The 14250-nt window shown below is 67.0% G+C and carries 14 protein-coding genes; 7 read left to right on the top strand and 7 right to left on the bottom strand.

What is annotated here, in order from left to right; all coding sequences use genetic code 11:
* The 3 genes from SSPN_RS57330 to SSPN_RS0138265 form a co-directional block, all read right to left on the bottom strand.
* Positions 1–1305, bottom strand: a 1305-nt coding sequence (locus SSPN_RS57330) for a WXG100 family type VII secretion target (RefSeq protein WP_010315450.1), incomplete at its 3' end; no start/stop codon positions are given.
* Positions 1302–1610 (bottom strand): ESX-1 secretion-associated protein, encoded by a 309-nt coding sequence (locus SSPN_RS0138260; protein ID WP_010315452.1) that lies wholly within the window; start codon positions 1608–1610, stop codon positions 1302–1304. The genes SSPN_RS57330 and SSPN_RS0138260, both read right to left, overlap by 4 nt.
* Before the next feature lie 33 nt (positions 1611–1643).
* A complete protein-coding gene (locus tag SSPN_RS0138265) occupies positions 1644–2249 on the bottom strand; it encodes a YbaB/EbfC family nucleoid-associated protein (protein WP_010315454.1) in 606 nt (201 codons plus the stop codon).
* A gap of 344 nt (positions 2250–2593) precedes the next feature.
* On the opposite strand from SSPN_RS0138265, the gene pdxR reads away from it, so the two are divergent.
* From pdxR to SSPN_RS0138290, 5 genes are all read left to right on the top strand, one after another.
* Positions 2594–3985 (top strand): MocR-like pyridoxine biosynthesis transcription factor PdxR, encoded by a 1392-nt coding sequence (gene pdxR, locus SSPN_RS0138270; protein WP_010315456.1) that lies wholly within the window; start codon positions 2594–2596, stop codon positions 3983–3985.
* A gap of 103 nt (positions 3986–4088) precedes the next feature.
* Entirely contained in the window at positions 4089–4547 is a 459-nt protein-coding gene (locus tag SSPN_RS0138275) for a DUF6319 family protein (RefSeq protein ID WP_010315459.1), read from the top strand.
* Between the two features lie 425 nt (positions 4548–4972).
* Positions 4973–5413 carry a YbaB/EbfC family nucleoid-associated protein gene (locus SSPN_RS48005; RefSeq protein ID WP_010315461.1) on the top strand — a complete coding sequence of 147 codons (441 nt, stop codon included), beginning with the start codon at positions 4973–4975 and terminating at the stop codon, positions 5411–5413.
* A gap of 2 nt (positions 5414–5415) precedes the next feature.
* The gene (locus tag SSPN_RS0138285) at positions 5416–5769 is read left to right on the top strand and encodes a WXG100 family type VII secretion target (protein WP_044577140.1); all 354 of its coding nucleotides are present in this window, start codon (positions 5416–5418) and stop codon (positions 5767–5769) included.
* Entirely contained in the window at positions 5766–6995 is a 1230-nt protein-coding gene (locus SSPN_RS0138290) for a WXG100 family type VII secretion target (RefSeq protein WP_010315464.1), read from the top strand. Before SSPN_RS0138285 ends, SSPN_RS0138290 begins: the two co-directional genes overlap by 4 nt.
* 56 nt (positions 6996–7051) lie before the next feature.
* Here SSPN_RS0138290 and SSPN_RS0138295 read toward each other — a convergent pair whose 3' ends face one another.
* The 3 genes from SSPN_RS0138295 to SSPN_RS53200 form a co-directional block, all read right to left on the bottom strand.
* Entirely contained in the window at positions 7052–7867 is an 816-nt protein-coding gene (locus tag SSPN_RS0138295) for a hypothetical protein (RefSeq protein WP_148272119.1), read from the bottom strand.
* Positions 7868–8111: 244 nt separating this feature from the next.
* Entirely contained in the window at positions 8112–8453 is a 342-nt protein-coding gene (locus SSPN_RS0138300; protein ID WP_010315468.1) for a hypothetical protein, read from the bottom strand.
* 31 nt (positions 8454–8484) lie between these two features.
* Positions 8485–8703 (bottom strand): HC3 family zinc finger protein, encoded by a 219-nt coding sequence (locus SSPN_RS53200; RefSeq protein ID WP_029536141.1) that lies wholly within the window; start codon positions 8701–8703, stop codon positions 8485–8487.
* A gap of 349 nt (positions 8704–9052) precedes the next feature.
* Here SSPN_RS53200 and SSPN_RS0138310 point away from each other — a divergent pair, with 349 nt between their 5' ends.
* Entirely contained in the window at positions 9053–9937 is an 885-nt protein-coding gene (locus SSPN_RS0138310; RefSeq protein WP_010315470.1) for a Scr1 family TA system antitoxin-like transcriptional regulator, read from the top strand.
* 24 nt (positions 9938–9961) lie between these two features.
* Positions 9962–10162 (top strand): DUF397 domain-containing protein, encoded by a 201-nt coding sequence (locus tag SSPN_RS0138315; RefSeq protein WP_010315471.1) that lies wholly within the window; start codon positions 9962–9964, stop codon positions 10160–10162.
* A gap of 123 nt (positions 10163–10285) precedes the next feature.
* On the opposite strand, the gene SSPN_RS0138320 is transcribed toward SSPN_RS0138315, so the two are convergent.
* On the bottom strand, positions 10286–14197 hold the full coding sequence (locus tag SSPN_RS0138320; protein WP_010315473.1) for a DNA-directed RNA polymerase subunit beta': 3912 nt from the start codon (positions 14195–14197) through the stop codon (positions 10286–10288).
* Positions 14198–14250 lie beyond the last annotated feature (53 nt).

Consider the following 14250-nt stretch of genomic DNA (forward strand, 5'->3'; position numbering starts at 1 on the left):
CGTCAGAGCCACCGTGCGAACCCGAGCCACTTTGCGAACCAGCACCACCGGAAACAGTGTCGCTGTGCGAACCCGAACCGCCGGGGCCCGAGTCTCCAGAGCCGCCAGAACCGGTGCCGCTGCTCGACGTGGAACCCGAGCCAGTCGAGCCGCTGCCCGCAGAACCCGGGTTCGAGCCGCTGCCCGACGAGCCCGCACCGTCACCCGACGGGCCGGCCTCTGGTCCCCCCCGTCGCCGGACGATCCCGAACCCGAGCCGGTCCCGGAAGAACCAGAACCCGCACCGTCGCCGGAGGAGCCGGAACCACTACCGGTCCCGCTCCCCGAGCCGCCGTCGCCGTCCGAGCCGCCTCCGGGCGCGTCCGGGCCGCCGAACTTGGCGTTGTGCTTGCCGACCACGTCGGTGCCGAAGACGTCGTCGACCTTCTTCCAGGTCTTCTCCGCCAGCTTGTCGCCCAGTTTGCCCGCGACATCCAGCTTGTCCGCGACCTTGCCGACGCCTTCGGCAGCTCGCTTCCCCATCTTGCCGAGGGCCTTCATGATGTCGCCGAAGACCTCGACCAGCTTCGCCAGCTTCGGTGCCACGTTGCTGATCGTCTTGATCAGCTTGGTGACGATCTTGGTGATCTTGGAGACCGTCTTGGCGATGAACGACACCGCCTGCGGCACCACCCAGGCCAGCGAAACCCCCGGCGGGGCCAGCGCTTCCAGTGCGTAGGTGATCAGCCGCGAGATGCAGTCGGCGACCAGGTCGCGGACGAACTCGCGGACGAACGAGACGACCTCGCCCATCACCGTCACCACGGTGCTGATGGTGTTGGCGAGCTCCGATGCGCCAGCGAGGGCTTCGCCCTTCTCCGCGGCGTGCTGCCGGTAGGCGTCGCCTGCCGCGCCGGTCCACTGGGCCGTGTCCGCCTGGACCGCGTCGTTGTACTGGGTGGCGGCCTCGCTCACCGCCTTGGAGACGTTCGCCCAGGTCTCCCCGTACGCCTTGACGCCGTCCGGGTCGCCGGCGAACCAGTCCAGCGCCTCCTTCAGCGGCTCGACGTGCTCGATCAGCCACGACAGGCCGTAGGACAGCAGGGTGCCGATGGGGTCGGTGGCGATGCTGACCGCTTCCATCACCAGGCCGCCGTAGGCCAGGCCGGACTCGACCCAGCTCGAACCGTCGTTCAGCGACGCGACGTCGTTGATGGACTCGGCGATGCCGATACCGGTGCCCCACCCGGCATCACCGGTGCCCGCGGTGAGCGGGCCGGGCCCGTCCGGGTTCTCCTTCTGCTGCGCGACGAGCGGGTTGCTCATACCTCGATCCCGCCGATCACGTCGCTGCCCGAGTCGTCGGCCGCCTGGTAGTCCTCGGCGGCACCGCGCACGTTCTCGGCGACCTCCCGCATGGCCTCAACGGCCTTCTGCAGGGTCTCGACGCCGTGCTGCTCCACCGGGTCGAGCATCCAGGCGAAGGGGCGGCACAGGATGCCGTACGCGTCGTTGTCCAGCGAGACCTGTTGCGAGGCGTCCACGGCGACGTTCAGCTGGTCCACCACACCGTCCACTTTGGACGCATGGGTGCGCAGGTTCTCAATGACGACGTTCATCTCGTCCGGCATCGCAAAGGGCCCCTCAGGTCAGGCACGGCACGGTCAGCGCAGGAAGGAACCGTTGCCGAAGTCTTCGTCGTCGAAGTCGTCCGGGCCGCGCCGCGACGGCGGTCGCTGCTGTGGAGCGGCGGGCCGCTGCGGCGGAGTCGAGGGCTGCGGGGGCGCCGGAGGCTGGCGCCGCTGCTGCGGTTCCTCGTAGTCGTCCTCGATCTCGTACCGCATCTCCTGCAGGCCGGACCCGCGCTGCTGCGGCTCGTCGTCGTCATCCGGCGGCTCCGGGAAGTACTTCCGGGCCTGCCCCAATACGTGCTGCGCGGCGGAATCCTCGAGGCCGACGGTGCCGGCGACCGCCTGCTGCATCAGCTCGGGAACCTTGGCCTGCGCGGTCTGCACGGCGCGCATGATCTCGTTGGCCAGCTTCGCCATCGGACGGTTGCTGGCGCTCTCGGAGAGCTGGAGGTTCTGCAGGATGCCGGCGGAGTTGATCGTCACCTCGATCGCGCCGTCCCGGGCGGTCTCCGTGACCGAGATCTGCTCGATCTCCTGCTGCATCCGGCCGAACTTCTCGGCTTTCTCGTTGGCCCGCTCCTGCCACTCGCGAACCATCCGCTCAGCCGCGCCGATGTCGCGTCCGAAGTCCTCAGGCAACCCGTCCCCCGACCCGCTCCGCCGCGCACCGGCGGGAATGTTGCGACACCATCCGGCGACTGCGCGCGATCCCCAGCTCTGGCACAGCTTTCCTTTTCGATCTCGTCCTGCGGCGGGAACCGTACCAACCGGGAGCGCGACGTCGGTCCGGATCTACCGGAATTCCCGTGTCGCAACGATCACGACCGGGAAGCATGGGTCGCACGTGTCCGGAAAGCACTAGGCTGGCGCTCAGAACCTGGCACACGCCGCGCCAGTTCCCCGTGTTGCCGCGCATTGCACCCGCCCCCGACCGCCCGAAGGTCGGCGTCCGCAAATCGCGCGCTTCGGTAGGGTCGGGTGCTGTGACAGCCGGATGGTCCACGTCGCTGGATCTGCACCTGGATCGGGTGGGCCGCCCCGACAGCCGCAAACTGGCCGAGGCGCTGCGCACCGCGATCCGCGACGGCCGCCTCCCGGCCGGCAGCCGCGTCCCCTCCACCCGCGCCCTGGCCACCGATCTAGGCGTCGCCCGCGGCACCGTCACCCGCGCCTACGACCAGTTGGTCACCGAGGGCTTCCTGCTGTCCCGCCAGGGCGCGCCCACCACCGTCGCCGAACGGTTGGCGAGCCCGGACCCGGTCGCCGCCCCGACCCACCCGGAAACCCCCGCGCCGCACTGGGACTTCCGCCCCGGCCGACCGAACCTCAGCTCCTTCCCGCGTCGGGACTGGCTGGCCGCCAGCCGCCGCGCCCTGCAGATGACCCCCGCCGGTGACCTCGACTACGGCGACCCGCAGGGCCATCCGGCGCTGCGCGAGGCCCTCACCGACTACCTCGCCCGGGTGCGCGCGGTGGCCACCACGCCGGACCGGATCATCATCTGCAACGGCTATTCCCAGGCGTTGTCGCTGCTCAGCAAGGCCCTCAACGACCAGGGGCTGGTCTCGATCGACTTCGAGGACCCGTCCCTGCCGCAGCTGCGCGCGATCCCGGCCAGCCTCGGCATGACGGTACGCGGCGTGCCGGTCGACGGCGACGGCATCGACGTCGGGCAGCAGCTCAGCCGAGCCGTTGTGGTCACCCCGGCGCACCAGTTCCCGCTCGGCACCGCCATGAGCTCGGCCCGGCGGACGGAGCTCGTGCAACTCGCCAAGGCCGATGACCGGCTGATCATCGAGGACGACTACGACGGCGAGTTCCGCTTCGACCGCCAGCCGATCGGATCGCTACAGGGCATGGCACCCAACCACGTCGCCTACGCGGGCACGGCCAGCAAGACCCTCGCCCCCGCACTGCGGCTCGCGTGGTTGGCGCTGCCGCCGCAGCTGGTGAAACCGGTGCGCGCGCTCAAGGAGCACAGCGGGCTGCACGCCCCGCTGTTCGAACAGCTGGCCACGGCGGAGCTGATCCGGTCGGGAGCCTACGATCAGCATGTCCGCCGATCGCGCGCCGTCTATCGGAGACGACGGGAGCAGCTCCTCGATGCGCTGAGCGGTATGCGCGCGAACCACCGGCCTTACCCGGCCGGGATCTCGGCCGGACTGCACATCACCTTGCAGCTTGACCCGGAGGGACCGACGGAGCGAGAAGTCCTGACTCGGGCGCGGAAGCATTCGGTGGACCTCGAAGTACTCGGGCCGCACTGGGTCGCGCCCGGTGAGCACCCACCGGGCGCGGTCATCGGCTACGCCGCCCCCGCGGAGCACGCCTTCCGCCCCGCGCTGCAAGCATTGGTCGCCGTTCTGCAACGGTGATCCGATCGGGCGCCACCGCCGCGTCGCCCGACATGTCCGCACACCCGAAGGGGAACACCTGTTCTATTCTGGTTTCCCCCGCCGCGACACACAGGAGACAGAGTTGACCGAAGAGCAGACCAGCACCGAGCAGACCGCGCCGGTCCAGCCCGAGCAGGCCCCGGCCGAGTCGACGCAGCCCGAGTCGGCCCAGCCGGAGGCCCAGTCGCAGCCCGAATCGGCCCAGCCCGAGGCCGTGCCCGCTGAGGCGCCGAAGAAGCCGCGCGCCCGCAAGCAGAGCACCGCCAAGAAGACCCGCACGATCGAGCTCACGCTGACGGTCACCGGCACGGCCGATGGCGAGTGGCAGGCCGACCTGATGCACGCGGGCAAGCGCATCGTGCAGGCCCTGCCGGTCGCGGCGGCCGCGGTGTCCAAGGCGGCCGCCGAGCTGCACCAGGACATCTCCAACACGATCGAGAGCGTGCTGAACGAAGCGCGCCAGCAGCACGAGGCGAAGCTCGCCGAGCTCGAGGCCGAGGTTGAGCGGGTCCGCAAGGCCCTCGCCGAGCTCGAATCCTGATAGCTGCAAAAGCAGGGCATGCCGTGCCGGCCCCTCGACGACACGGCATGCCCCGCTGCAGTCCTGACCTGGTCGGCTCTGTCGCCGACCGAACTACCACGGGCAACCCGCGCGGTGGAGACTCGCAGACGCGGCAGAAGGGCCGCAACTCCGGCTCCGACCGGTCGATCAGGCCACAATGCTACGCCGCGCGACCGGTGCCTCCCGGTCACGAACGCACGCCTGCGGGCCGTCGCACCGAAATGCGGTGACGTTGGCCGAGAACTGCGCGCAGCAGTTCGGATTACTGCAGCCGCAACGTTAGTGAGTAGTTTTCACAAATCGAGCCAACTCCGGGGTTTTTTCGGATACTCGCCCCGCCTAGCCCACTGATCGACCAAGATAGCCGATCAGAACCAATCACCACTGGGCCGAGGAGGCGAATCATGGCGGCGGATCTGGACGATCTGCAACGCAAACTTGACGCGCTGAAGGAAGCTGGACGCCGAGCCGAAGAGCAGATGGGCGACTTCAGCCGAATGCGCGAGCAGATCAGCGAGCTCCAGGCTGCTGCCACGTCCGCGGACCGGTCGGTCACCGTCACCGCCAGCCCCGGCGGCGTCACCGACATCCAGTTCACCCAGGACGCCCTGCGCCTGTCCCCCGCGCAGCTGTCCAGCACCGTCATGAGCACCCTGCAACTCGCGGTCGCCGAAGCCGCCCGCAAACAGGCCGAGGTCGTGCAGGAGCACGTGCCGAACAGCGACGTGCTCGAACGCGTGATGCGTACCCAGGACGAGCTGTTCGGCAGCCACGCCGAGCAGCCGCAGCAGGCGCCGGTGGACGACGACGAGGTGCCGGACACCTTCCTCGACGGCGGGCGGTGACCATGCCCGGGTACCACGCTCCCGCCGACGCGATCATGCGCTGCGGCGGCAATGTCGGCGGGATGAGCGCCGACGCCAAGTCCATCAAGGACAAGGCCGCCGGGGCGGAGGTCCCGGAGGTCTCCTGGGGCCTGCTCGGCCTGGCCACCACCTACAGCTCCTACCGCGAGCTGCTGGACAAGTTCAAGCAGCACCTCGACGAGATGGCCGAAGGGCTGACCAAAGCCGGCGAGGACCTGACCGAGTGCGGCAAGGACTACCAGGCCACCGACCAGTCGATGGCGGAGCTACTCGGCAAGATCATCGGTGACATCGGAAAGACCGCCGGCGGCGGTGGCGGAGGTGGTTCCTGGTGACCAGCAACGCGGAAGCGATCAGCGAGAACAGCGCGCTCAACCCGGCGGCCTCGCCGGTCGACGCCTCGGCGTTCGGAAAGCTGCCGTTCGTCAAGGACATCATCAAGGCCAACGACGACGCCGGCAAGGGCGATGTCGAGGCGCTCAAGGGCGACATCGAGAGCTACCTGTCCAGCGCGACCAGCTTCGCGCTGGACCCAATGGGCTTCCTCATCGGCACCGGCGTCGAGTTCGTGATCAACTTCGTGGCCCCGGTGCGGGACGCGATCCAGCTCGTCACCGGCGACAGCGAAGCCCTGGCCAAGGGCGCGGAAGCCTTCGCCGGCGTGCAGGGCGACATCGACAAGCTCGCCGAGAACCTGGCGAACAAGCTGGACGACGAGCTCGCCGGCTGGGACGGCGAAGCCGCCGACGCCCTGCGCAAGAAGATGGCCAAGTTCATCGACGGCGTGAAGGCCACCGGCGGCCAGGCCAACAACCTCTCGCAGCTGCTCCAGATGAGCGGCACGATGATGGAAGCCGCCGAGGGCGTCATCAAGGGCATCCTCGCCGACTTCCTGACCTGGGCGATCACTACCTGGATCACGGCAACGGCCTCGGCGGGCCCGACCTTCGGCGGCTCCATCGCCGCGGCCACCGCGGTCACCACGGCCGAAGCGGGCATCACCTGCGCCCGAGCCGCCCAGCAGATCCAGAAGATCACCAAGATCATCGGCCACATCATGGACGTGATCACGGCGATCAAGGCGATCCTCGACGCGATCCGCATCTACGAGAGCGTCCAGCAGATCACCGACGGAAAACCGGGCGGAGACGGCGGCAAGAGCCCCGCCGACATCGGCAGCCAAATCCTCGGCGGCGTGACGAAGGAAACCGCCGACGAGCGGAAAGTCGTCGGCCAACTCGGGAAGGGCTACCAATCCGAAGCCGAAGACCGCGGCTACACCGTCGACGGCAAGTCCGGGCACGTCACGGAAATAGACAACGACGGCAACATCACCCAGCGGAACGAGGCAGGAAGAGTCGTTCGCGACGCCGACGGCAACCCGGTCACCTATCAACGAGAGGATCCATCCTACGGCGCGAAGGACTTCGCCAAGTCCGGCTTCAACCAGGTGGCCAGCGGACTCGGCTCCGCCGCTGATGCCCTGGAGAAGCAGGCCCAGGGAGGCGGTTTCACCAACGTCCCGCCGGACGAAACGATCAGCGGCGACCTCAACTGGTAAACCATCTGATCCAGTTTCGAGTGGAGGCCCCCTACCCTGCCCTCCGCTCGAACAAATCAGCTGGACGAAAGTTGCAGCTGCTGCAAGGGAATGTGCTGGCGGTCGGCCTCTGTGCCAGCGGGGTCCTGGAAAGCGGCGGGCGGAATCCAACCGGTCAGTAAGTTCGCCCAGCCGAGCAGATCATCGATCGCTCTCGGGTTGAACAGCCATTCGCCGACCCAGCACATCACCTTGCGCCCTGAGAAGCGGAAGTACGGTCTGGGCTGAACATCTTTGCCCGCATAGGTCGCGAACGACTGGTACAGCCAGTGCAGGCGTTCCGGGGTTACCACGGCTTGCACGTATTCCGGGCTGGCTCCGGAAATGCTGTACGTAAACGCATCCGTCGATCGGCTCGGATCGCCGATCTGCACGGTCGCGATCGGCTCCCCCTGGGAGTTCCCCTTGGAGCGGCCGAAGCCGAGCAGCCCCAGTAGCCCGCCTTGCTTCTCGCTCCGCTGGTGGACCAAGAGCTCCGGGACCGGCGATGGCAGCTCCAGCACCGCAACGCTGGTCATAGACGTGGCAGTGCCAGACTTCGACGTGGTGACCTGCCGGTCGGTAGTGGTCGAAAAGTACGAACCAGTAGTAGCCGTGTACTTGTACGAGTTCGCGATCTGCACCACCAGCGCTGGCATGCCTTCGTAGAAACCCGCGAGCAACAGCGGAATCGCCCGCTGCTTATAGTCGTGGAACGGCGATCCGGACAGCTGGTTAAGAACGCCCTCCGGCACATCCCGCGCGATCCGCCAACCACGCTGCGCCGCCCACTGCTGGAACGGATCACCCACCATCGGAGGCTGTATCGGCTGCGAATGCGGCTGCCCCTGCATCGGTTGCTGCCACGGCTGCTGTCCCGGCTGGTTCATCCCGCCTCCCATCACCGCCGCACACCGTAGCCGCCGAGCGCCCAACGATCCAACCACCCGACAACCTTGCCCGATCAGATGGTAGGTGAGGGGCACCCTTGAGCGGCTATGCCACCCAAGGGTGCCCCTCACCTCGAAAAGCCGCAGGGGTGCGGAAGGGAACTGGCCTACTCCCACATGCGCCGAGCTGGTGGGCATTGATGCCGCGCTACGAGATTCTGCGAACGGGATCGTCTGGAGGCTCCTCGCGGAGATGGTGTCGCCCGGCGTGCTGGTCGTCCGCACAGGCGGATTCGTCGGGGTCGGATTCGGGGAACCTCGGTGGTATCTCGGGGAATTCGTGGTCGAAGCGGCGCTGTCCGGCGACGCTGGTTTCGGCATTCTCGGCTTCGATGTCGGCGATGAGATGCCAGACGGTGTAGTCGCCTTCGCCGCCTCCGGCATGCTGACCCGCCACGAACCCGATGCGCCATTCCGGTAGGTGCTGGGCAAGCACGGCGAAGATCAGCAGACTGAACATGACGAACGTACTGAACTGGATCCAGAACACGGTGGCGCTCCTTCGGATGGGCGAGAGTGCGTCAAGGGCAGGGGCGAATCGTAAGGACGTGCCAGCAGTCCATGCAGGTGCCCTCGCGAATCCAGTCCACTTCGGACCAATCATGCAGCTCCACCGCATTCGATTCCGCACCGCAGAACGCCACCACCTGGTCGCCTGCCGGGACTTTCGTTGCCGTGATGGGGAAAGCGTGGCGACCTCCCGTGACCGGACGCCAGACGTAAGTCAGATAGTCGGACATGAACAACCTCCATTACTGAAAAACACAGCTCTGTTTGTGGGCGGTGGCCGGGCGCACGGGGAGGGGGCGTTCACGCGCCCGGCCACCAGGGGACCGGCGTGGTGGAGGTCGGGGAAAGTCACCACCCCGGCCCGATTTGAAGGCCCGCCCCGCCATTTGCTGTCCCTGCAAGACCGGGGGGACGGGCGGCGCTGCCGGATTCGAGTCCTCACATACCCCGGCGGCACATTGATCAATGTAGTCAATGTGTACACATAGGATCAATTACCTGATCAGGCGAATCCAATGTGAACACTTGTCAGGCAGGATGTGGAACAACCGAAGAATTCGCGTTACCAGGGAGTACTTGATGGCTGACCTGACCGATGACCTGTTGGACGATGAAGGGCCAGGGCCGAACCTGCGCCGCCGGGAACTGGGGCGCGAGCTGCGCGCGTTGCGAGAACAGGTCGGGAAGAAGGTTGCCGAAGCTGCCAAATACGCCGGCCTGACCGTCACCACGATCAACCGCATCGAAGGCGGCAAGCAGGTCATCTTGCCGCGCAACGTTCGCCTGCTCTGCCAGTTCTACGGTGTCGAGGCGCCGCTGTCCGACCACCTCGTGCGCCAGGCCGAGGAGTCGAACGAACGCGGCTGGTGGGCCATGTACTCCGACAACATGCCAGACTGGTTCGAGAAGTACGTCGGGCTGGAGTCCGACGCCGCCGAGCTGTGGAACTACTCGGCTACCGCAGTCGATGGCCTGTTGCAGACACCGGAATACGCCGAGGCGTTCTTCACGGTTCGACCGGACGGCGAAGAACGCGGCATCCAACGAGCCGTTGAATTGCGGCAGGCACGGCAAGAGCGCGTCAACCGCGCTAACCACCCGACTCGCTTGCACGTGATTCACGATGAGGCGGCGATGCGCCGTATGGTCGGCGGCCCCGACGTGATGCGTGATCAGCTCCGCTACCTCGTCAAAGCAGCCGAGCGGCCCAACATCACCATCCAAGTCGTACCGTTCAGCATCGGCGCCTATCCCGGTGGCAACAGCTCGTTCTCAATGATCCGGTTCCCAGAAGGCTTCGACGACATGGATGCCGTCTACCTCGAAAACCAGCGCGGCGCGGTGTGGCTGGAACGACCGGCCGACATCAAGCACTACACCGAGGTGTTCGCGCGGATACGGAACGTGGCGCTCTCTCTGGAAGAATCTGTGGAGTTCATGGATAGCCTTGCGATGTCCCTGTGAGACATCTGCAAGGAGAAGGTCGAAATGCCCGAACTCAACGGCGCCCTGTGGCGCAAGTCGAGCCGCAGCCACGAGCAGGGCCAGTGCGTCGAGTTGGCGCAGAACCTGCCCGGCGTTTCTGCTGTTCGTGACTCGAAGGCCCCCGAGCAGGGTGCTCTGGTTTTCACCAAGGCCCAGCTCCAGACGTTCCTGACCACCGTCAAGTCAGGCCAGCTCGACCTCTGACACTGGACGAACAACGCCCCATTCCGGCACGGCTCTCCGGGATGGGGCGTTGTTCGTCGCGGCATGGGAAAGGGCCCCTGTCCGGAGGAGTCGGACAGGGGCCCTTTGGTCAACCAGCTAACTTCAGCGGTAGTCGCGGCCGAAGTCGTAGTCGTCCAGCGGAACCGCCGCACCCGTGCCGGTGCCGAACACATCCGGGGTGTAGTAGCTGTCGTCGTAGGACGGGATCGCGTACGCCGCGGCCCGCGCCTCCTCCGTCGGCTGCACCTGGATGTTGCGGTACCGGTTGATGCCCGTACCAGCCGGGATCAACTTACCGATGATCACGTTCTCCTTCAGACCGACCAGCTTGTCACTCGCGCCCTCGATAGCGGCGTTCGTGAGGATGCGGGTCGTCTCCTGGAAGGAGGCCGCCGACAGCCACGAATCGGTGGCCAGCGACGCCTTGGTGATACCCATCAGCACCGGACGGCCGGACGCCGGGTCGCCGCCCTCGGAGACGACGCGGCGGTTCTCCGCCTCGAACTGCGAGCGCTCGACCGGCGAACCGGGCAGGAACTCGGTGGCACCGGAGTCGATGATGATGACCCGGCGCAGCATCTGGCGGACGATGACCTCGACGTGCTTGTCGTGGATGCCCACACCCTGCGACCGGTACACCTCCTGCACCTCGCGCACCAGGTGCAGCTGGGCCTCGCGCGGGCCCATCACGCGCAGCACCTCGTGCGGGTCGACCGCACCTTCCAGCAGCTGCTGGCCGACCTCGATGTGGTCGCCGTCGGCGACCTGTCGCTCGGTGCCGTCGACCGAGATCGCCGCGAGCCGCTGCCGCTTGGACAGCTTGTCGTAGACGATCTCCTCGCCGCCGTCGTCCGGAATGATCGTGATCTTCCAGTAGCGGTCGTTGTCCTCCAGCCGGATCCGGCCCGAGGTGTCGGCGATCGGTGCCTTGCCCTTCGGGACCCGGGCCTCGAACAGCTCCTGGACACGCGGCAGACCGGTGGTGATGTCGTCACCGGCGACACCGCCCTGGTGGAACGTACGCATCGTCAGCTGCGTACCGGGCTCACCAATCGACTGGGCAGCGACGATGCCGACGGCCTCGCCGACGTCCACCAGCTTGCCGGTGGCCATCGAACGGCCGTAGCAGACCGCACAGACACCGACGCCGGACTGACAGGTCAGGACGCTGCGGACCTTGACCTTGGTGACGTTGGCGGCGAGCAGCTTCTCGATCGCCGGGTCACCCAGGTCCGAACCGCGGGCGAGCACGATGTTGCCGTCGGAGTCGGTGACGTCGTCGGCCGTGGTGCGGGCGTAGACGCTGGTCTCCACGTGCGCGTCGCGCAGCAGCTTGCCATCGTCCAGCAGCTCCGCGATCGGCATCCGGATGCCGCGCTCGGTGCCGCAGTCGGTCTCGCGGACGATGACGTCCTGCGAGACGTCCACCAGACGACGGGTCAGGTAACCCGAGTCGGCGGTCCGCAGCGCGGTGTCGGCGAGACCCTTGCGGGCACCGTGGTTGGAGATGAAGTACTCCAGCACGGACAGGCCCTCGCGGAAGTTCGCCTTGATCGGGCGCGGGATGTACTCACCCTTTGGGTTCGACACCAGACCACGCATACCGGCCAGCTGGACGACCTGGGTCATGTTACCGGCGGCCCCGGACTTCACGATCATGCTGATCGAGTTGTCCTCCGGGAAGTTCGCCTCCATAGCCTCGGCGACCTCGTCCTTGGCGGCCGTCCAGACCTTGACCAGCTCGGCGTTGCGCTCCTGGTAGGACAGCGCACCGCGGCGGTACCGCTTCTCGACCTGGTCGGCCTTGGCCTCGTAGTTGTCCAGGATCTCGGTCTTGGCCGGTGGCACCACCACGTCGGTGATCGACACGGTCACCCCGGAACGGGTCGCCCAGTGGAAACCGGCGTCCTTGAGCTTGTCCAGGGTCTGCGCCACGGTGACCATCGGGTACCGCTCGGCCAGGTCGTTGACGATCGCGGCCTGCTTCTTCTTCGGCAGCAGGTCGTCGACGAACGGGTAGTCCTCGGGCAGCAGCTCGTTGAACCAGACCCGGCCGAGGGTGGTCTCGGCCAGCCACGGCTGACCGGGCTCCCAGCCCTCCGGCAGCTGGTCCTTGTTCGGCACCACGTCGCGCAGCCGGATCTTGATCTTGGCCTGCAGGTCCAACGCCCCGCGGTCGAAGGCCATGATGGCCTCGCCGACCGAGGAGAACGCCAGGCCCTCGCCCTTGGCACCGTCCACCTGACGGGTCAGGTGGTACAGGCCGGTGACCATGTCCAGACGCGGCATCGCCAGCGGCCGACCGGAGGCCGGCGACAGGATGTTGTTGCTGGACAGCATCAGGATCCGGGCCTCGGCCTGGGCCTCGGCCGACAGCGGCAGGTGCACCGCCATCTGGTCACCGTCGAAGTCCGCGTTGAACGCCTCGCAGACCAGCGGGTGCAGCTGGATGGCCTTGCCTTCCACCAGCTGCGGCTCGAAGGCCTGGATGCCGAGGCGGTGCAGCGTGGGAGCACGGTTGAGCAGCACCGGGTGCTCGGCGATGACCTCTTCCAGCACGTCCCACACCTGCGGGCGCTGGCGCTCCACCATCCGCTTCGCGGACTTGATGTTCTGCGCGTGGTTGAGGTCGACCAGCCGCTTCATGACGAACGGCTTGAACAGCTCGACCGCCATTTCCTTCGGCAGACCGCACTGGTGCAGCTTCAGCTGCGGGCCGACCACGATGACCGAACGGCCGGAGTAGTCGACGCGCTTGCCGAGCAGGTTCTGGCGGAACCGGCCCTGCTTGCCCTTGAGCAGGTCGGACAGCGACTTCAGCGGCCGGTTGCCCGGGCCGGTGACCGGACGCCCGCGACGGCCGTTGTCGAACAGCGCGTCCACGGACTCCTGCAGCATCCGCTTCTCGTTGTTGACGATGATCTCGGGGGCCCCGAGGTCGATCAGTCGCTTGAGGCGGTTGTTGCGGTTGATCACCCGGCGGTACAGATCGTTGAGGTCGGAGGTGGCGAAGCGGCCACCGTCCAGCTGCACCATCGGACGCAGGTCCGGCGGGATGACCGGCACGCAGTTGAGCACCATGCCGCTCGGGTCGTTGCCGGTGGCCTGGAAGGCCGCCACGACCTTGAGCCGCTTGAGGGCGCGCAGCTTCTTCTGGCCCTTGCCGCTGCGGATGGTCTCGCGCAGCAGCTCGGCCTCGGCGCCGATGTCGAAGGTCGACAGCAGCGACTGGATGGCCTCGGCACCCATGCCGCCGGTGAAGTACTCGCCGTACCGGTCGTAGAGCTCGCGGTACAGCATCTCGTCGGGGATGAGCTGGCGGGGCTCCAGCTTGGTGAAGGTTTCCCAGATCTCGTCGAGCTTGTCGAGCTCGCGCTGCGCGCGGTCGCGCAGCTGCTTCATCTCGCGCTCGGCGCCTTCCTTCACCTTGCGGCGCTGGTCGCTCTTGGCGCCTTCGGCCTCGAGCGCGGCCAGGTCGGCCTCGAGCTTCTGGGCCCGGGCCTCCAGGTCGGCGTCGCGCTGGTCGGCGACGCGTTTGCGCTCGACGCTGATCTCGCTCTCCAGCGTCGACAGGTCGTTGTGCCGCATCTCGGTGTTCACCGAGGTGATCACGTAGGCGGCGAAGTAGATGATCTTCTCGAGGTCCTTGGGGGCCAGGTCGAGCAGGTAGCCCAGCCGCGACGGGACGCCCTTGAAGTACCAGATGTGGGTCACGGCGGCGGCGAGCTCGATGTGGCCCATCCGCTCACGACGCACCTTGGCTCGGGTGACCTCGACGCCGCAGCGCTCGCAGATGATGCCCTTGAAGCGGACCCGCTTGTACTTGCCGCAGTAGCACTCCCAGTCCCGGGTCGGACCGAAGATCTTCTCGCAGAAGAGCCCGTCCTTCTCCGGCTTCAGGGTGCGGTAGTTGATGGTCTCGGGCTTCTTGACCTCGCCGTACGACCACTGGCGGATGTCGTCGGCCGTGGCGAGGCCGATGCGGAGTTCATCGAAGAAGTTGACGTCAAGCACGTCGGGTCTTCTCCCTTGATCGGAAGGTTCTGCCGGGTGTGTCGGCAGCGGTG

The organism is Saccharopolyspora spinosa NRRL 18395 (genome assembly GCF_000194155.1).
GTDB lineage: Bacteria > Actinomycetota > Actinomycetes > Mycobacteriales > Pseudonocardiaceae > Saccharopolyspora > Saccharopolyspora spinosa.

Excerpts from the sequence above, each read along its gene's own strand:
- SSPN_RS0138295 (WP_148272119.1), bottom strand. The coding sequence starts at position 7,867 with ATGCAGGGGCAGCCGCATTCGCAGCCGATACAGCCTCCGATGGTGGGT.
- SSPN_RS53200 (WP_029536141.1), bottom strand. The coding sequence starts at position 8,703 with ATGTCCGACTATCTGACTTACGTCTGGCGTCCGGTCACGGGAGGTCGC.
- SSPN_RS0138285 (WP_044577140.1), top strand. The coding sequence starts at position 5,416 with ATGCCCGGGTACCACGCTCCCGCCGACGCGATCATGCGCTGCGGCGGC.
- SSPN_RS48005 (WP_010315461.1), top strand. The coding sequence starts at position 4,973 with ATGGCGGCGGATCTGGACGATCTGCAACGCAAACTTGACGCGCTGAAG.
- SSPN_RS0138260 (WP_010315452.1), bottom strand. The coding sequence starts at position 1,610 with ATGCCGGACGAGATGAACGTCGTCATTGAGAACCTGCGCACCCATGCG.
- SSPN_RS0138310 (WP_010315470.1), top strand. The coding sequence starts at position 9,053 with ATGGCTGACCTGACCGATGACCTGTTGGACGATGAAGGGCCAGGGCCG.
- SSPN_RS0138315 (WP_010315471.1), top strand. The coding sequence starts at position 9,962 with ATGCCCGAACTCAACGGCGCCCTGTGGCGCAAGTCGAGCCGCAGCCAC.